The 16,962-nt window shown below is 61.1% G+C and carries 17 protein-coding genes; 2 read left to right on the plus strand and 15 right to left on the minus strand.

Annotated elements, in window-relative coordinates:
- Positions 1-18: 18 nt before the first annotated feature.
- From CAK95_RS27210 to CAK95_RS27225, 4 genes are all read right to left on the minus strand, one after another.
- A complete protein-coding gene (locus tag CAK95_RS27210; protein ID WP_086090807.1) occupies positions 19-648 on the minus strand; it encodes a glutathione S-transferase family protein in 630 nt (209 codons plus the stop codon).
- A gap of 41 nt (positions 649-689) precedes the next feature.
- Positions 690-1,094: a RidA family protein gene (locus CAK95_RS27215; protein ID WP_086090808.1), complete on the minus strand. Its 405-nt coding sequence runs from the start codon at positions 1,092-1,094 to the stop codon at positions 690-692.
- A 12-nt stretch (positions 1,095-1,106) separates the two neighbouring features.
- Positions 1,107-2,237, minus strand: coding sequence for an LVIVD repeat-containing protein (locus CAK95_RS27220; protein WP_086090809.1), 1,131 nt, complete (start codon positions 2,235-2,237; stop codon positions 1,107-1,109).
- A gap of 89 nt (positions 2,238-2,326) precedes the next feature.
- Positions 2,327-3,481 (minus strand): cupin domain-containing protein, encoded by a 1,155-nt coding sequence (locus CAK95_RS27225; protein WP_086090810.1) that lies wholly within the window; start codon positions 3,479-3,481, stop codon positions 2,327-2,329.
- Positions 3,482-3,660: 179 nt separating this feature from the next.
- On the opposite strand from CAK95_RS27225, the gene CAK95_RS27230 reads away from it, so the two are divergent.
- Entirely contained in the window at positions 3,661-4,440 is a 780-nt protein-coding gene (locus tag CAK95_RS27230; RefSeq protein ID WP_183044188.1) for a FadR/GntR family transcriptional regulator, read from the plus strand.
- Here the strand turns inward: CAK95_RS27230 and CAK95_RS27235 are convergent.
- Positions 4,403-4,690: a GIY-YIG nuclease family protein gene (locus CAK95_RS27235; RefSeq protein WP_183044189.1), complete on the minus strand. Its 288-nt coding sequence runs from the start codon at positions 4,688-4,690 to the stop codon at positions 4,403-4,405. The genes CAK95_RS27230 and CAK95_RS27235 overlap by 38 nt on opposite strands.
- Before the next feature lie 246 nt (positions 4,691-4,936).
- Between CAK95_RS27235 and CAK95_RS27240 the strand changes: the two genes are divergently transcribed.
- Positions 4,937-5,764 carry an N-acetylmuramoyl-L-alanine amidase family protein gene (locus tag CAK95_RS27240; protein ID WP_086090813.1) on the plus strand — a complete coding sequence of 276 codons (828 nt, stop codon included), beginning with the start codon at positions 4,937-4,939 and terminating at the stop codon, positions 5,762-5,764.
- Between the two features lie 16 nt (positions 5,765-5,780).
- On the opposite strand, the gene CAK95_RS27245 is transcribed toward CAK95_RS27240, so the two are convergent.
- From CAK95_RS27245 to CAK95_RS27290, 10 genes are all read right to left on the minus strand, one after another.
- On the minus strand, positions 5,781-6,728 hold the full coding sequence (locus CAK95_RS27245) for an alpha/beta fold hydrolase (RefSeq protein WP_157699764.1): 948 nt from the start codon (positions 6,726-6,728) through the stop codon (positions 5,781-5,783).
- Between the two features lie 37 nt (positions 6,729-6,765).
- Positions 6,766-7,467, minus strand: coding sequence for an ABC transporter ATP-binding protein (locus CAK95_RS27250; protein WP_086090815.1), 702 nt, complete (start codon positions 7,465-7,467; stop codon positions 6,766-6,768).
- Positions 7,467-8,219: an ABC transporter ATP-binding protein gene (locus CAK95_RS27255; RefSeq protein ID WP_086090816.1), complete on the minus strand. Its 753-nt coding sequence runs from the start codon at positions 8,217-8,219 to the stop codon at positions 7,467-7,469. The genes CAK95_RS27250 and CAK95_RS27255 overlap by 1 nt, the downstream gene beginning before the upstream one ends.
- Entirely contained in the window at positions 8,212-9,243 is a 1,032-nt protein-coding gene (locus CAK95_RS27260; protein ID WP_086090817.1) for a branched-chain amino acid ABC transporter permease, read from the minus strand. The genes CAK95_RS27255 and CAK95_RS27260 overlap by 8 nt, the downstream gene beginning before the upstream one ends.
- Complete coding sequence (locus CAK95_RS27265; protein ID WP_086090818.1) at positions 9,230-10,144, minus strand: branched-chain amino acid ABC transporter permease; 915 nt, start codon at positions 10,142-10,144, stop codon at positions 9,230-9,232. The genes CAK95_RS27260 and CAK95_RS27265 overlap by 14 nt, the downstream gene beginning before the upstream one ends.
- 82 nt (positions 10,145-10,226) lie before the next feature.
- Complete coding sequence (locus CAK95_RS27270; RefSeq protein ID WP_425349651.1) at positions 10,227-11,402, minus strand: ABC transporter substrate-binding protein; 1,176 nt, start codon at positions 11,400-11,402, stop codon at positions 10,227-10,229.
- Positions 11,403-11,454: 52 nt separating this feature from the next.
- Positions 11,455-12,372: an MBL fold metallo-hydrolase gene (locus CAK95_RS27275; protein ID WP_086090820.1), complete on the minus strand. Its 918-nt coding sequence runs from the start codon at positions 12,370-12,372 to the stop codon at positions 11,455-11,457.
- Complete coding sequence (locus CAK95_RS27280) at positions 12,372-13,538, minus strand: ABC transporter substrate-binding protein (protein ID WP_245303542.1); 1,167 nt, start codon at positions 13,536-13,538, stop codon at positions 12,372-12,374. The genes CAK95_RS27275 and CAK95_RS27280 overlap by 1 nt, the downstream gene beginning before the upstream one ends.
- 71 nt (positions 13,539-13,609) lie before the next feature.
- Positions 13,610-14,593 carry a dihydrodipicolinate synthase family protein gene (locus CAK95_RS27285; RefSeq protein WP_086090821.1) on the minus strand — a complete coding sequence of 328 codons (984 nt, stop codon included), beginning with the start codon at positions 14,591-14,593 and terminating at the stop codon, positions 13,610-13,612.
- Positions 14,594-14,645: 52 nt separating this feature from the next.
- A complete protein-coding gene (locus tag CAK95_RS27290) occupies positions 14,646-16,937 on the minus strand; it encodes a xanthine dehydrogenase family protein molybdopterin-binding subunit (protein WP_245303543.1) in 2,292 nt (763 codons plus the stop codon).
- Positions 16,938-16,962 lie beyond the last annotated feature (25 nt).

Consider the following 16,962-nt stretch of genomic DNA (forward strand, 5'->3'; position numbering starts at 1 on the left):
GCCGCCGGTCTTCGTGCATCATGCCGCCGTGTTGAGCGCGCTCGGTTTTGCACCGGTGGCAACGGCGAAAGCCGGCCGCGCGTCGATTGATTGCTGCCAGCGGGTCAGTTCCGGCAGATCCGGCCGTTCGATCGGGAAGCCGAGGCAGCGCTTGACGATCGGCGCCAGCGCGATGTCGGCGAGCGTCAGCTTGTCGAGCGCGAAATAGGACTTTCCGGCAATGTGGCCTTCCAGGATCTTCAGTTGCGCGACGAGATCGGCGCTTTGCGCGGCGAAATCGGCCGAGCGTTCGGCGGCCTCCTTCTTCGCGTCCTTGAACACAGCGACATACGGCGTGTTGAGCGAAGCGAGCAGCCAGTCCATCCAGCGCTCGACATGGGTCTTCTCGGCCGGCGATGCGCCGGTCAGCTCAGGTTTATGCAGGGCGGCGAGATAGCGCAGGATCGTGTTGGATTCCCAGATCACCGTTTCGCCATCGATCAGCGTCGGCACCTTGCTGTTCGGATTGAGCTTCTTGTATTCCGGCGTGGTCGTATTGTTGAACTGACGGCCATAGTCCTCGCGCGTGTATTTCACGCCGATCTCTTCCAGCATGAAGAGAACTTTCTGGACGTTGCCGGAGGTCGAACGGCCAAGCAATTTAATCACGATGTCGGTCTCCTTCAGTGTCGCGCCCGGTCGCGGCGCACTTACTTGTTCAACGGTTTATAGGCAATGCAATCGATTTCGATCTTGGTGTTGATCACCGCACGCGCCTCGACGGTCGTGCGGGCGAGGATCGCATCCTTGAACATTTCGCCGAACACCTTGTTGTAGCGCCCGAAATCGCGCGTGTCCTGCAAATAGGTCGTGGCCCGAACGACATCGGCGAGGGTCGCGCCCTCATGCGCGAGAATGCGTTCGATGGTTTCGATGGTCGCGCGGGTTTCCACCTCGATCGAACCTTCGATCATGTTGTTGTCGGCATCCTTGGCCACCTGCCCCGATACGAAGATGTAATCGCCGGCACGAACGGCGGGATGGAACGGCAAATTCGGGTTCTTCTTGCCGATCGGGTAAACGTCCGCACGCTTGGTCTTGGTTACGTCGTCCATGGTCAGGCTCTTCTAGGAAAATGCGCTGGTTTCGATGATGTCGACGCCGTTGACGCGATCGACGAGATAGATGTGGCCGCGCGCGTCGGTCGTGACGTCGTTCGACGACGGACGCGCCGCGCCCGCCGCCGGCTCCGGCAGATAATGCCCGACCTCGCGCGGATTGAACGGATCGGCGAAATCCACAAGGCGCAGGCCCTGCGCGAACCAGGCGAACGGAACGACTGTGCCGTGGAAACGCTCGGACGGCTGATGGCAGCCGGTCATCGGCTCCTGCGGCGCGCCATCGGGATCGAGACCCGGCACTTGCCATGTCGCGATCGATACCGGCATCTGCTCGTTGGTGATGTCATAGACCCAGGTGAAGGACGGCGCCGCCGGCCACAGCTTGGCCACGTCTTCATCGGCGACAATGAGAATGTCACGGCCATGCAGCTTCTGCGGCATGCGCAGGCAGGTGTGCGTCGGGTGCGGATAAACCGGGCTCGTGTTCACGCCCGAAATCGCCTTCGGCTTCGACATGTCGGAAATGTCGAGAATGAAGAAGCCGTGATGCCAGTAGCTGACATAGAGCCGATCGCCGACGCGCAGCGGGTGATGGCAGCGCGGCGGCACCCAGTTATCCCATGGATATTGCTCGCCGCCGCCGACCCATTGGCCTGGAATCCACCAGCGGCCGACTTCCTGCGGCTTCGCCGGATCGATCAGATCGAGGATCATGACGATGTTGCCGACATAACCTTCGGCGGTCGGCGAGATGTAAGCGTAGCGGCCGTCGAAATCGAAGCGGTGAACGCCACCCCCCTTGGTCAGCCATTTGGTGATCAGCTTCGGATCGCTCGGCTTCGACACATCGTAGATGGCAATGCCGCCGCCAAATTCATCCGGCCCGGCTTTGCCGAATTTCTCATGATTGACGACCATGATGCCGTTCGACACCCGCACCTTGTGCGAATGCCAGCCTTCCGGAACCTCGATGGTCGCAAGATGCCGCGGATTGGCCGGGTCCGACACATCGACAATGGTCGTGCCGCTGGTCGGGCGCTGGTGCCCGACATACATCGTCGTGCCTTCGACCCACACCTGCCCGCCGCCCGGACAATCGAAATGCGAAACCAGTGTCGTATTCGAACGCGACAGCACTACTTCACCTATTGGCAACAGGCGCGAGCGTCCTCGCGCCAAACAACGGAACAGCCCCGCCTACCAGCGGGGCTGTATGACGACAGCCATCAAGCCAGTTGAACGATTTCGTCGTTCTTGTCACGACCCCACTTCTTGAACAAGTCGAGCTTCTTCAGGGTCGGCTCGTCGCTGGCGACAAACAGGAACACCGGATCCTTGTCCGAGTCGTTGACGTGTTCGCACCAGGTGCCGCCCGGCACGGCCAGCGTGTCGAATTCCTTCCAGTCGAAGCGCTCGCCGTCGATGATCGAGTGACCGCGCCCTTCGAACGGCGCAACGAGAAGATTGCCGGTCTGCCGGATCGGCCGCGTGCGCTCGCCGGGGCGCAGCATCTGCGCGAAGAAGGTGATGGTCTTGAACACCGGCCCACCCGAGGTCGGGTCGATATATTCGACCATCAAGGCTTCGTATGGATCGCCGTCCCAGTCCTTATGACGCTCGAGCAATTCGCGCATCATGTCCCAGCGGTAGACGAACATCGGCGAGGAGAAGCCCGCGCCGCGCTTTTCCTTGCTGGCGAAACGCGGCATCAGACCGCCATAGCCGTAGATGCGCTGCGAATAATCGGAGGTGAAGCGCGGCGTCTGCTGCTTCTTTTTCACCATCACGCCATTTTCTTCTTCCATGTAGTTGTGGTCGAAGTGAACGGCATTGAGGGTCTCAACCAGCGGGAAATCGAGCACGGAGAGATTGAGCGCCTGCTCGCCGCCGACGGTGCCGTGGTTGTGCCAGGTGTCGTTCGGGGTCAGCACCATATCGCCAGGGCCGAACACCACGTCCTCGCCGTCGACGCCGGTGAAATTGCCCTTGCCCTTCAGGCCGAAGCGGATCGCGCTTGGCGAGTGCTTGTGCGGCGGCATGATCTCGTTGGCGTCGTTCAGACGATAGGCGGTGTACATCGTCGAAACCGTCGCCCGCTTGGGCGCCAGGCCGGGATTGACGAGGACCAGCGAGCGGCGCTCGGAATCGTCCATCGTGATCAATTCGACCGCCTGGTTCAGGATTGGTTCGATGTCTTCCGCGCAGCGCCACAGATACGGGATGGCCTTCTTGCCACCCATGAGCTGCTTGATCTCGTCATTGGTGACGTCGGTCGATTGTGCCCAGAAAGGGAACATGCTTTTGGCTGAAATCTGATCATACATCGACTTCAGAGCGGTCTCGCGGTTCGGCAGGCGATGGACGTTGCCAGGCGCATTCATGATCTGTGTCTCCGCCAAATGGACAGGGCTTGTTCACAAAAACGTAGCAAAGCCCCCTCGACGGTCAATCACGTTGTTCGCACCAGTTGGCAGAAATGGTACGGATTGGTATGATCCAATCCCACGACCAAGGCGGCGGCAAATTTCGCTGCGTCTTTGCGTTGACGAACGAGGAACGCATGGCCCAGGCATCGCATGACATCGCCGTTGCGCGCACGGCAACACGCAACGATGCAGGAACGCACGCTGACTCGAAGCTGCATTATCGCGATGCAGCAGAGCGCATCCGCGCGATCATCGATGGCGGCCGTCTCAGCGGGCCCGGACGGCTAGGCGCCGGCCGTCTGCCGTCGGAACGCGAATTGTCGGAAACGCTGGGCGTCAGCCGGCGCGTGCTCCGGCAAGCGCTTGGATTGCTTGAAGCGGAAGGCCGCATCAGCCGACAGCATGGCCGCGGCACATTCGCGACCGACGCACGGCACGCGCAGGAAACGCTCGTCCACGAAATGTCGCGTCTCACCAATCCGGTCGATACGCTCGAAGCGCGGCTCGCCATCGAGCCGATGCAGGCGCGGCTTGCCGCCTTGCGTGCGACCAAAGGCGATATCGATCGCCTGTTCGAAGCCGCCGACGCCAGCCGCGATGCGAAAGATCCCCTCTCCTATGAGAAAGCCGATGCTGCCTTCCACCGGCGCGTTTCAGCCGCCGCGCGCAATCCGCTCCTGATCGCGATTTTCGATGCGATGCTGGAAACGGCGCTGGAAGGCACATGGCGGCACGGACGCGAGACCGCCCATTGCATCAACAATCAGGCCGCTTATGCGGCCGACCACCGCAAGATCGTGCTCGCCATCGCCGAACGCAACGCCGCGCTGGCCGAACAGACGATGCGGCTGCACCTGAATTCGGTGCAGCAGCGGCTCATCGAACACGCTTTCCCAGGCGCTGCTGCGGAGTAGCCGCGGCAAAAGCGGTCAGCAATTCCTTGCGAAACCTGCGGTCACGCTTGAGGTGCCATTCGCGGCTCATTGCATCCTCACGCGTCTCGAAGCTTTCCGAATGCAGCAGCGCCCATGCCCTGCCTCGCGTCGTGCGCGCACCGGTGCCGGCATTATGCTGTTTCAGCCGCCGCTCGATATCGAGGGTCCAGCCGACATAGGAGATCGGACCACGCGGCGTGGAGCAGCCAAGGACATAAACAAAGGCCATGGGTGGTTCGTGCGGCAAGATGCTTTGCAAGATGCTTCGATTATCGCGGGCAAAGTTTAAGCGATTCTTGGTGGCGTGACGGAAGATCAACGCCAGCGACTTGGTATAAATTCCTATACCCTCCCGCGGTACTTCCCGGCTCAGAAATGACATAAACGCGCGGCAACGGCTTGCCGTGGAGCGACTTTGGACCCTAGATTGCCCGATGGCAGACGGGGCTGTCTTACCGATTAGATTCCATCATTCATGATCACAAATAGCGATTTTGTTCGGCGTTTACGCTTCCACGCCGTTGCGCTGCTGGTGTCGGCTGTCTGCGCCGCGCCGGCGAACGCCCAGCCAAAAACCACGCCTCCTGCGCCGCAATGCGACGCCAGCAAGTTCCACCTGATTCTCGATGTCGGTCATACCCCGGAAATCCCGGGCGCGATCAGCGCACGCGGCGACACCGAATATAATTTCAATCTGCGTCTCGCGAACGTCATCAAGCACAAGCTTGAAGAGGCAGGCTTTGTCCGCACCACGCTGCTGCTCGGCACCGGCGAGGCCATCCCAAGCCTTGTGCGCAGGGTTTCGCAAGCGAACGCGATGTCGGCGGATCTGTTGCTGTCGATCCATCACGATTCCGTCCCACAGGTCTTCAAGTCGAAATGGAATTACGAGGGTAAGGATCTCGAATACAGCGACCGCTTCAAGGGCCACTCGATCTTCGTTTCGAAGGACAATGTGAACTATCAGCGAAGCCTCGCCTTCGCACAATTGCTCGGCGGGCGGCTAAAGGCGCGCGGGATGCAATACACGCCGCACTATACGGAAAGCTTCATGGGTTCGCGGCGGCGCATGCTGCTTGATGCGGAGAACGGCGTCTATCGCTTCGACCAGCTCGTAATCCTTCGAACCCCGCAGACGCCGGCCGTGCTGCTGGAAGCCGCCTCCATCGTCAATCGCGACGAGGAATTGCTGATGGGGAAAGAAGAGCACCAGCTGCAGATTGCCGGCGCCGTGACCGAGGCGGTCGATAAATTCTGCGCACAGAACATGACACGCACTGCCAAGGCGACAACGCCGCGCTGATTGAAAGCGGGTGCGCTCAGTCGAGCCCGTGTCGGCGCATAAAATCGATCACCAGATCGCGGCAGGCCTGCGGTTCTTCCAGTTGCAGGAAGTGCGTGGTGTTCGGCACCATCGCATAATCGATGCCCATTTCCCCATGCGCCGCCCTGGCGGTGAAGGCCGCGGGGCTTGCATGCGGCGAATTCGGATCGCCGGCGATGATCATGAATGGCACCGGCACGTCCTTCAGGCGCGTGTATTGCGTCGGATCGACATTGTCGCGGAAGATCCGCGCCTCAAGCTCGGGCGGACAGCACAAGCTCCAGCGCCCATCATCCGTCGGGCGCAACGTGTGCCGCGCCAGCAGAGCCGCAGCGCCTGGCACCCAGCGGCCGAAGGACGAGCGGCGACGAAACTGGCTGGCAAGCTGCTCCGGGGAATCGAATGTGCTCTGCCGCCGCAGCGCGCGGGCGGAATGCTCTTCCATATTCGCAAGCTGCATCGCATAGAGCGGATGACCTTCGCGCGGCAGGATCGGCGGATCGAACAGACACAGGCCGTCCCAGCGCTTGCCACGCCGCAATGTGTGTTCCAGCGCCGCAATGGACGAAAGAGAATGAAACGCGCCGATTGTGCGCGCCTCGCCGAAATGCGCTTTGATGCCGTGAAAGATCTCCTCGTAATCGTCGTAGAAACTCTCCCAGCGATGCGCATCCGGATCATGGAGCATGTTCTCGCCGTGATTGCGGATGTCGAACAGCACGACATCGTAAGTATCCGTCAGCGGCAGCCAGAACGGCAGATAGGCATTGATGGCAAGACCATTGCCATGGCTGAGCACAAGACGCGTCGCGCCCGCCTGCCCGTAGCGGCGCAGTCGGATCACGGCGCCATCCCTCATGACAAGATCGACGGCTTCACGCGGCGCCGGCACCGTAAGCGACTGATGCACATTCATGCCGCAGGTGAAGACCAATCCAGCCAAAATTTCAAGACGCGCGCCGTATCTTTCGTGTGATGCTTCAGACCGTCACGTAGCGGTGCACCAGTGCGGCATCGCGGTCCATGTCCGCGCTCGTGCCGCGCCACACGGTCCGGCCCTTCTCGATGACGAAATGCTTGTCGGCGATGCGTTTCAGCACCGACAGGTTCTTGTCGACGATCAGGATCGATTGCCCGCGCGATTTCAGAAGCGAGATGCAGCTCCAGATTTCGGCGCGGATTACCGGCGCGAGACCCTCCGTCGCCTCGTCGAGGATCAACAATTGCGGATTGGTCATCAGCGCCCGGCCGACCGCCAGCATCTGCTGCTCGCCGCCGGACAGCGTCCGGGCATATTGATTGCGGCGCTCTTTCAGGCGCGGGAACAGCTTGAACACCTCCTCCAGCGTCCAGGGATTCTTGCGCTTCAGCCGGTTGGAGGCGGTGGCGACCAGATTTTCGAACACCGTCAGCAGTGGAAAAACCTGCCGCCCCTCCGGCACAAGGCCGATGCCGCCGCGTGCAATCGCTTCGGGTGTGCGGCCGGCGATCGGCTGTCCGGCAAAGGCGACGCTGCCGCCCCCCGGCGGTGTCAGGCCCATGACTGAACGGATCGTCGTGGTCTTGCCCATGCCGTTGCGGCCGAGCAGCGTAACGATCTCGCCCTCGCCCACTTCGAGGTCGATATCGAACAGCACCTGGCTGCGTCCGTAGCTGGCCTGCAGACCTTCCACCTTCAGCATCACGCGTCACCCTCGCCGAGATAGGCCACGCGCACGGCCTCGTCGTTGCGGATGTCATCGACGCTGCCGGTCGCGATCCGCTCGCCATTGACCAGCACGGAAATGCGGTCGGCCAGCGCGAACACAGCGTCCATGTCGTGCTCGACCAGAAGGATCGTCACCTCGGTCTTCAGCACTTTCAGGAGTTCGATCATGCGCGTGCATTCGGCGGTGCCGAGCCCCGCCATCGGTTCGTCGAGCAGCAGCATGCGCGGCGAAGTCGCCAGCGCGATCGCGAGTTCAAGCTGCTTCTGTTCGCCATGCGACAATTCGCTGACTGGCGTGTCGGCGCGCGCGCCAAGACCGACGCGATCGAGCTGGCGGCGCGCATCGTCGCGAATGTCAGTGACACTGTGCGCGTCCTTCCAGAAATGATAGCTGTGGCCGCGCCGCGCCTGCACGGCAATAGCGACGTTATCGAGCGCCGTGTAATCGGGCAGCAATTGCGTGATCTGGAACGACCGCGCGAGACCGTGCTGCACGCGCACTGGCGTCTTCCAGGGCGTGATCTCCTTGCCGTCGAACTGGATCGTGCCCTGGTCCTGGCGGAGCTCGCCCGCAAGCTGCGAGATGAATGTGGTCTTGCCGGCGCCGTTCGGACCGATCAGTGCGTGCAACTCGCCTTCCGCCACATCGAGCGACAGATTGTTGGTGGCCACGAGCCCGCCGAAGCGTTTTACGAGGCCGTCAACACGGAGCAACGGTTCACTCACGTTTGCGGCTCCATCCCGAGAACACCGATGTCAGCCCGCCCGACGAGAACAACACGATCAGGATCAGAATCGGACCTAAGAAAAACTTCCAGTGCTCGGTCCAGGACGTGAGATAGGTCTCAAGGCCGATCAGCGCCGCGGCGCCGAGCACCGGACCCAGCAATGTGCCGGTGCCGCCGATGATGATCATGATCATCAGGTCGCCGGACTTGGTCCAGTGCAGCATGTCGGGGCTGACGAATTTCGAGTAATTCGCCATCAGCGCACCGGCGAGGCCGGCGCCCATGCCGGCAATGACGAACGCGACCAGCTTGTATTGATAGGTCGAGATGCCGATCGCGGCCATGCGGCGTTCATTCTGGCGGATGCCGCCGAGCACGATGCCGAATTGCGAGCGCACCAGTTTGGCGAACACGATGAAGTAGAGAACGGCGATTCCGATCGTCACGTAATAGAATGTCGTGTCGTCGGCCATAGGGAGGTCGAACAACACATTGCGGCGGCGCACGATCAGCCCGTCATCGCCGCCATAGGCCTTCAGCGACACGAACAGGAAATACAGCATCTGCGCGAAGGCGAGCGTGATCATGATGAATGGCACGCCGCTGGTGCGCAGCGACAGCGCGCCCAGCACCAGCGCAAACAATCCGCTGATAATGATCGCCGCCGGAATCGTGATCAGCAGCTGGTTGGTGCCGGGGATAAAGCCCCAGAACGGATCGCCGGAGATGTAGTGATTGTAGAGAATGCCAACGACGTAACCGCCGACGCCGAAATAGGCCGCGTGACCGAAGCTGACGAGGCCGCCATAGCCGAGGATGAGATTGAGGCTCGCTGCCGCGATCGCATAGATCGCGATGCGTGTAACAAGGCCGACCAGCGAGGGATCGCCGATCGCCTTGGCCAGAAACGGAAAGGCCGCCGCGCACAGGATGAAAACGATCGTTCCTGCGACCGGCCACCATGAGCGGCGGCGCGGTTCGGCCTTGGTCTGCGCGATGTATGTCTCGTCAACCTTGAGCATGGAACAGCCCCTGCGGCCGGATCAGGAGCACAAGCGCCATCACGAGATAGATGCCCATCGACGACAATCCGGCGCCCAGCGCATCGGCTTCGGACGCATTCATGAAGGTTTTGAAAAAGCCCGGCAGGAACGCCCGCAACATCGTGTCGGTGAGACCGACGATCAGCGCACCGTAGAAGGCGCCGCGGATTGAACCTAAGCCGCCGATCACCACGACAACGAAAGTCAGAATGAGGATCTGTTCGCCCATTCCGACCTGCACAGCCAAAAGCGGCCCGGCCATCAGGCCGGCAAGACCCGCAAGCAATGCGCCGAGTGCGAACACGATTGTATAGAGTAAGCGGATATCGACGCCGAGCGCGCGCACCATCTCGCGATGCGTCGAGCCGGCGCGCACCAGCATGCCGATCCGTGTCTTGTTGACCAAAAGATAGAGGCCACCGGCCACGAGCAATCCGACCACCATGATAGCGATGCGATAAGTCGGATAGGGAATGCCGGGAATGATCTCGATTGATCCCGACAAAGCCGGTGGAATGGATACGAACAGCGGCGTGCGGCCGAACAGCATCGTCACGCCTTCGTTGATGAACAGGATCAGCCCGAACGTCGCCAGCACCTGCTGCAGGTGATCGCGGTCATACAGCTTGCGGATCACCAGAAACTCGATGATCAGCCCCGCCATGCCTGCGGCCACGAGGCCTGCCGGGATCGCCAGCAGGAACGAACCCGTTCGCGCTGCCACAAGAGCGGCCGCATAGGCGCCGATCATATAAAGGCATCCGTGCGCGAGATTGATCACGTTCATGATGCCGAAAATGAGCGTCAGTCCCGCCGCCAGCAGGAACAGCATGATGCCGAACTGAAAACCGTTCAGGAGCTGCTCAAGCGCAAGCGTCATCGCAGGCAACACATCATAATGGCAACGATCCCCTCAACTGATGGAGGCCGGAAGGCTTTAAGCCCTCCGGCCGACCACGCGACTACATCTTGCAGTCTTTAGCGTAAACGTCACCCTGCATGGAAAAGACTTTCGCACCGGTCTTGATCACCGGCTTGCCATCGGGGCCTTTTTCAACTTTCGTCGCATACCAGTCCTGAATTGGATGCTGGTTTTTGTCGAACTTGAAGGCGCCGCGCACGGCCTGGAAGTCCGCTTTCAGCATGGCCTGACGGAACTTCTCGGTATCTTTCACATCCCCGCCCGAGCCTTTCAGCGCAGCGCCGATGGCTAAAGCCGTGTCATAGCCCTGACCGGCATAATAGGTCGGCAGACGGTCGGCGCCGTATTTCTTGGTCCAAGCCTCCATGAACTTCTTGTTGGCCGGATTGTCGAAGTCGGTGTTCCAATGCGTGGTGCCGTTGATGCCGACCGCAGCGTCGCCGACAGCCTTCAGGAGAGTCGCATCGACGGACGGTGCAGCGACAACCATCGGAATGGTGCCGAGTAGACCGGCCTGCTGATACTGGCGCGTGAACGCGATACCGAGACCGCCCGGATGGAAGTGATAGACGGCATCAGGCTTTGCCGCCCGGATCTGCGCCATTTCCGGCGCATAGTCTGTCTGATCGAGACGCGTATAGATCTCGCCGGCGATCTCGCCCTTGAAAAAGCGCTTGAAGCCCGCGAGCGCATCTTTACCCGCCTGATAGTTCGGCGCGAGGATGAACACCTTCTTGAAGCCAAGGAGGTTGGCGTTCTGGCCAGCGCTTTCATGCAGCGTGTCGTTCTGCCAGGAGACGACATAATAGTTCTTGTGGCATTCCTTGCCGGCGAAATTCGAGGGGCCTGCATTCGGACTCACATAAATGCCGCCGCCATCGACGATGTCCGGAACAGTCGCGCCGGCGATGTTGGAAAAGATGATGCCGGTGAACAGCCTGATGCCGTCCGTCTTCATCATGCGATCGGCGATCTGCTTGCCCTGCCCCGGCTTGAAGCCGTCGTCTTCGACAACGAGCTGAACCGGCACGCCGCCAAGCTTGCCGCCTTCCATATCGATGGCAAGCTGGAATGCATCGCGCATGTCAGCGCCGATATAGCCGCCGGGTCCGGACAATGTAGTGATCAAACCGATTTTCACCGGCTGCTGCGCCCATGCCGTTGTCGCCAGCACGGCCGAAAGAGCCATTCCCAATCCGAATTTCGTAAGTCTCACGATAAAATCTCCTGTTGACACATTCCGAACCCTCAAGATCGCGCGTCTCGCATCAGGTTATGGGCTCGAATGAGTATCCCGATCCCGATCGCACAATATGCCCAAAGACTGGCGGCGGAAAATGATACGTCGCAACGATTGTGTTCGTCCCAGCGCACGCGTCAAGCAATCTGTGGCGCGTTGCACGCGACTGCGCCGGATCGACGCAGAAATTCGACGTGAGATCGGGCGTCGCAAGCTGCATCGGACTGTGAATGGCATCCGCCAAAAACAGGACATCACGGCTTTCGCCACGCAGCCTGACTGTTGCCATACCCAGTGTGTGCCCCGGCGCCGGTTCGAGCCACAAACCGGGCGCGATTTCACAGGGCAGATCGACCGCCCGATAACGGCCGGCGGCGATGATCGGCTGAACGCTGTCGGCGAACGCGCCATGCAGCGCGTTGCTGTCGGTTTGGTAGCGCGCCTCGCCGTTGGCGAGCTCGATCGCCGGCACGATGTAGCGCGCATTGCGGAACGTCGGCACCCATGCGCCGTCGGTCATCACGGTGTTCCAGCCGACATGATCGGCATGAAGATGCGTGTTGATGACGATGTCGAATTGCTCCGGCGCATATCCCAGCGCCTTGAGACGTTCGAGAAAATCGCCATTGCGCCGATGCCAGAGCGGCCGGTCCAGCCGCTCCTTGTTATTGCCGAGGCCCGCATCGATCAGACACAGATAATCCGGCGTCTTGATGATGTAGGAATTGAACGTCAGCTTCAGCGCATTGGCGGCGGCATCGATGGCTGTCGGGTAGGTTTCCGCCGCTCGTTGCAGGACCGATGGTGGCAGGTCGCGAAACACGGCCGCCGCCGGCCAGGTGACATCTTCCATATCGGCCAGCCGGTGAATGACCGCCGATCCGATGTCGATCCGATCGCGATTGGCATCCATCAGCTTCGTCACGACATTCGCCGCCGTTTGCATCACAGCTTGCAATCCGCAGCGTAAGGATCGCCGTACGCGGTCAGGATCTTCTCGCGCGTCTTGAGCACGATATTGCCGGATGCATCCTTCTCCACCTTCATGGCGTACCAGTCCTGCACCGGATGCTGGTTCTTGCCGAATTTGAACGCGCCGCGCGTCGTCTGGAAATCCGCTTTCAGCATCGCCTGACGGAAGCCTTCGACATTATCGACCTTGCCATTCACGGCCTTGAGCGCGGACGCAATCGCGATCGCCGTGTCGTAGCCCTGCGCCGCATACATCGTCGGCGTGCGGCCATAGGCCTTGGTGAAGGCTTCGACAAAAGCCTTGTTCACCGGATTGTCGAGATCGGTGTTCCAGGCGCCGGACACATCGGTGCCGAGCGAACCCTCGCCGATGGTCTTCAGCAGCACGTGATCCATCGACGGCTCGGCCAGCACCATCGGAATGGCGCCGACCAATCCAGCCTGCTGATACTGGCGCATGAAGGCGATGCCCAGACCACCCGGATGGAAGTGGAACACCACATCTGGCTTGGCGGCGCGAATCTGCGCCATCTCAGCGGCGTAATCGGTCTGGTCGAGGCGCGTATAGACTTCGCCGATGACCTGGCCCTTGAAGAAACGCTTGAAGCCTTCGATCGCGTCCTTGCCGGCGGTGTAATTCGGCGCCAGCACAAAGGCGCGCTTATAGCCAAGCGAAGTTGCATTCTGACCGGCGCTGCCCTGCATCGTGTCGGTCAGCCAGGACATCACGAAGTAATTCTTGTGGCATTCCTTGCCGGCGAGATTGGAGGGACCGGCATTCGGGCTGACGAACAGCGCGCCGTTATCGACAATGTCGGGCACCACAGCGCTCGCGACATTGGAGAACACCGTGCCGGTGAACAGCTTGATGCCGTCCGTCTTCATCATGCGTTCGGCGATCTGTTTCGCCTGACCGGGTTTCAAGCCGTCGTCTTCGACAACGAGTTGCACCGGAACGCCGCCGAGCTTGCCGCCTTCGGCCTTGATCGCGAGCTGGAAGGCATCGCGGATGTCCTGACCGAGATAACCGCCGGGACCGGACAACGTGGTGATGAAGCCGATCTTGACCGGCTCCTGCGCCACCGCGGGAGCCACAAAACCCAACATCGCAAGCACGCACGCAACAGATTTAAACTTCACCACTTATCTCCTGTCTCAGGCCATCGGGCTTTCCACGCATTGTGCGAAAAGCCCGTCGTCAACGAATATCATCACGCAGCCGAGGACTTCTCGGCGTTAGCAAGTTTCAAGCCAGAACCCGCGAGTGCTGCGCGGACAGTCGCTTTCTCGGCGTCAGTCAATTCGAGCAGCGGACGGCGCACCGGCCCTGCTGCCTGGCCGAGCAATGTCTGCCAATATTTTGCGTGCGCATGCGGCTTCTCGGCCGGACGCGATTTCTTGAAGGCTTCGCGCACGGGGGTGAGGCTGTCACGCACCTTGCGCGCACCGGCGGCATCGCCCTTGAAGGCGAGATCGGTGTATTCGCGCATGCGCTTGTCGACCGCGGTCTGGAACAGGAAGGGCGGATTGGAGCACAGATAAAGCTGCCAGTTCAGCTCGAGGATGTTGTCGAGCCACTCTTCTTCCGAAGCGGTCGACACGAGGATCTTGTCGCCGGCAAGTTCCGTGAGCTTCTTGTACATGTCGCGCGGCACGCTGTACTTGATCGCGACGACATTCGGCAGGTCGGCAATGCGCGCGCAGGTCTCCGGCGTCATCAGATAGCCGCTATCGGGATGGCTCCACATGGCGATGCCGATATTCACCTGCTCGCCGATATATTTGTAATACTCGTACAAGGTCTCGTCCTGCGCCTTGGAGAAATGCAGGATCGGCGCGTGCACGACGATGTAGTCAGCGCCGACCGCTTCGGCGTGTTTCGCAAGATCGATCACGGTGTCCATGTTCTGGTCGGAGCATGACATGATGGTCTGGAAGCCTGCCTTCTTCGCCGCATCGGCCGCAACCTCGAAGGTGCGCTTGCGCTCGGGCACCGACATCGAGAAGAACTCGCCCTGCTTGCCGGCAATGAACACGCCGTCGACGCCGAGATCCTTGTGCCAATGCGTCAGATTGCTGGCGAGGCCCTTCTCGTCGATCTTGTAGTCGGGCGTGAAGGGCGTCAGCGCCGCCGCCCAGACGCCCTTCATGTTGGCGCGTGAATAGGCCTTCGCGTCTTTCCTTGAATATTTCATTGCCTCATTCCTTTCCTCGTCATTCCGTATTCGATCGACTGCTCTTTTTCGATCACTCGGTCTTGTCCGCCTGCATCGCTGTCCAGATTTTTTCACTGGTCAGCGGCATATCCATGTGCGTCACGCCGAACGGCGACAACGCATCCACCACCGCATTCACAATCGCCGCCGGCACACCAACATTGCCAGCCTCGCCGACCCCCTTCGCACCGAGATCATTGAAGGGGCTCGGGGTTTCGATCTTGCCGAACTGAAGCTCCGGCATATGTACCGCGCGCGGCATGGCATAGTCCATGAAAGAGGCGGTCACCAGTTGCCCGTCCTCGTCATAGACGATCCGCTCCAGCATCGCCTCGCCGAGGCCCTGCGCGAGACCGCCCATCATCTGGCCTTCGACCAGCATCGGATTGACCACGACGCCGGCGTCATCGATCCAGACGATCTTTTCGACCGTCAGCACGCCGGTCTCGGCATCGATCGACACCGTGGCAATGCAGCAGCCACTGCTCCAGGCCTCGCCTTCGCTTTCATACACGCAATGCGTACGAAGCCCGTTGTCAAAATCGTTAACGATCTCGGCATCGGCATGAGCGATGCGGCCGAGATCGTACCAGCTCAATTTTCGGCGCACCGGAACCGGCACTTCAAATCCCTCCGGCGTCAACTCGACCTGCTCAATGTCGGCTTGCAGCAGACGCGCCGCGCAACGTCGTGCTTTTTCGCGAAACTCTTCGGTTGCCTTCAGAAGCGCGCTGCCGCCGATCGCTGTGCTGCGGCTTGCCAGTGCACCAATGCCAGTCGGCGTCGTTGCGGTGTCGCCATGCGCCACCGCAATCGCTTCCGGCCGCGTGCGCAAAGCATCGGCCACGATCTGCGCATAAGCCGTTTCGCGGCCCTGTCCCTGCGCGCTCGATCCTGTGGCTGCAACGATCTGACCGTTCGGATCGAGACGGACTTCGGCGCTTTCCCAGCCTTGCCCGCATGGTTCAGTGTAAACGCAGATACCGATGCCGCACACCTCGCTCGCCTTGCGCCGCGCAGCGCGCATCCGCACGAAATCGTCATAATGAGACTGGCTGCGCGCCAGTTGCAGGAGCCGCGGATAATCGCCGGAATCGAGCCGCTCACCCGTCGGCAGAGCATACGGGAAAGCATCGGCGGCAATCAGATTGCGTCGCCTGATTTCGGCCGGATCAATGCCAAGCTCCCGCGCGGCGGTATCGGCGAGCCGCTCCATCAGCATCGCCGCTTCCGGCCGTCCGGCACCGCGATAGATATTCATCGCCGCAGTGTTCTCGGCACGGCCTTCAAGCGCAATGTCGATGGTGTTGCAGACATACGGCCCCGGCAGGATGCGCGCGGCATTCTTGCCCGGCATCAGCGCGCTATACGGCATCCAGTGGCCGAGCGGATAATCGAGCCGCGCACGCAAAGCGAGGAACTTGCCTTGCGCATCGACCGCGAGCTCACCCTTGATCGTGCCACCGCGGCCTTGCGTCGCGGCCAGGAAATCCTCGCTGCGCGAGCCGCGCCATTTCACCGGCCGTTTCAGCTTCATCGCCGCGCAGGCGACCAGCGCGTCTTCGGGATAGATCGAAGCCTTGCCGCCGAAGGCGCCGCCGACATCGGGCGCAATCACGCGGATTTTGCTCTCATCAAGATTGAGGATAACGGCGAGATCCTGCCGCGCGCGATGCGGCGTCTGGGTCGACATCCACACCGTCAGCAACTCTTCCGCCTCGTCCCAGAACGCCATCGCCGTGCGCGGCTCAAGCGCAACGGGCGCGACGCGCTCATGCGCGATGGTGACGCGCGCCACATGCGCGGCGGACGCGAATGCCGCATCGACGTCGCCCGCCTTCCAGTGATGGCGATAGATCGGTTCTTCATCCTGCCAGAGCGGCAACGGTTCAATGTCGATTTCGACAAGAGAGGCAGCGTCCACCGCTGCGGCCTGCGTCGTCGCGACCACCGCCGCCACCGGCTGACCGACCGCATTCACCTCTTCATGCGCGAGCACAGCAAAAGGCAGCACGCGCAGATCCGGCAGCACGCGATTGACGCCCGCCTCGCAGAGCGGCCCGAGCACCTCCGCCGTCAGCACGGCGAGAACACCCGGCACCGCCTCAGCTTCGGCCGTGTTGATTCCTTTGACGCGCCCGCGCGGGTGATTGCTTCGGACGAATTCGACCCAGACGCCATCGGGCAGCCGCAAGTCATCGACGAACGAGCCCTTGCCCGTGACGAGCTTGACGTCCTCGAACCGGCGCATCCGCCGGCCGACCCACTGCGTCCGGAGAACCTGGTCCCGCGTGCGATCCATGCGTGAAAGTAGGGCTTCCATGGCGGCTCCCCCGCCTTTACAGGCC

This window comes from Pseudorhodoplanes sinuspersici, assembly GCF_002119765.1.
GTDB lineage: Bacteria > Pseudomonadota > Alphaproteobacteria > Rhizobiales > Xanthobacteraceae > Pseudorhodoplanes > Pseudorhodoplanes sinuspersici.

Coding starts and splice junctions, on each gene's coding strand:
- CAK95_RS27275 (WP_086090820.1), bottom strand. CDS start 12,372: ATGCAAACGGCGGCGAATGTCGTGACGAAGCTGATGGATGCCAATCGC.
- CAK95_RS27225 (WP_086090810.1), bottom strand. CDS start 3,481: ATGAATGCGCCTGGCAACGTCCATCGCCTGCCGAACCGCGAGACCGCT.
- CAK95_RS27240 (WP_086090813.1), top strand. CDS start 4,937: ATGATCACAAATAGCGATTTTGTTCGGCGTTTACGCTTCCACGCCGTT.
- CAK95_RS27290 (WP_245303543.1), bottom strand. CDS start 16,937: ATGGAAGCCCTACTTTCACGCATGGATCGCACGCGGGACCAGGTTCTC.
- CAK95_RS27235 (WP_183044189.1), bottom strand. CDS start 4,690: ATGGCCTTTGTTTATGTCCTTGGCTGCTCCACGCCGCGTGGTCCGATC.
- CAK95_RS27250 (WP_086090815.1), bottom strand. CDS start 7,467: ATGCTGAAGGTGGAAGGTCTGCAGGCCAGCTACGGACGCAGCCAGGTG.
- CAK95_RS27285 (WP_086090821.1), bottom strand. CDS start 14,593: ATGAAATATTCAAGGAAAGACGCGAAGGCCTATTCACGCGCCAACATG.
- CAK95_RS27260 (WP_086090817.1), bottom strand. CDS start 9,243: ATGCTCAAGGTTGACGAGACATACATCGCGCAGACCAAGGCCGAACCG.
- CAK95_RS27265 (WP_086090818.1), bottom strand. CDS start 10,144: ATGACGCTTGCGCTTGAGCAGCTCCTGAACGGTTTTCAGTTCGGCATC.
- CAK95_RS27215 (WP_086090808.1), bottom strand. CDS start 1,094: ATGGACGACGTAACCAAGACCAAGCGTGCGGACGTTTACCCGATCGGC.
- CAK95_RS27230 (WP_183044188.1), top strand. CDS start 3,661: ATGGCCCAGGCATCGCATGACATCGCCGTTGCGCGCACGGCAACACGC.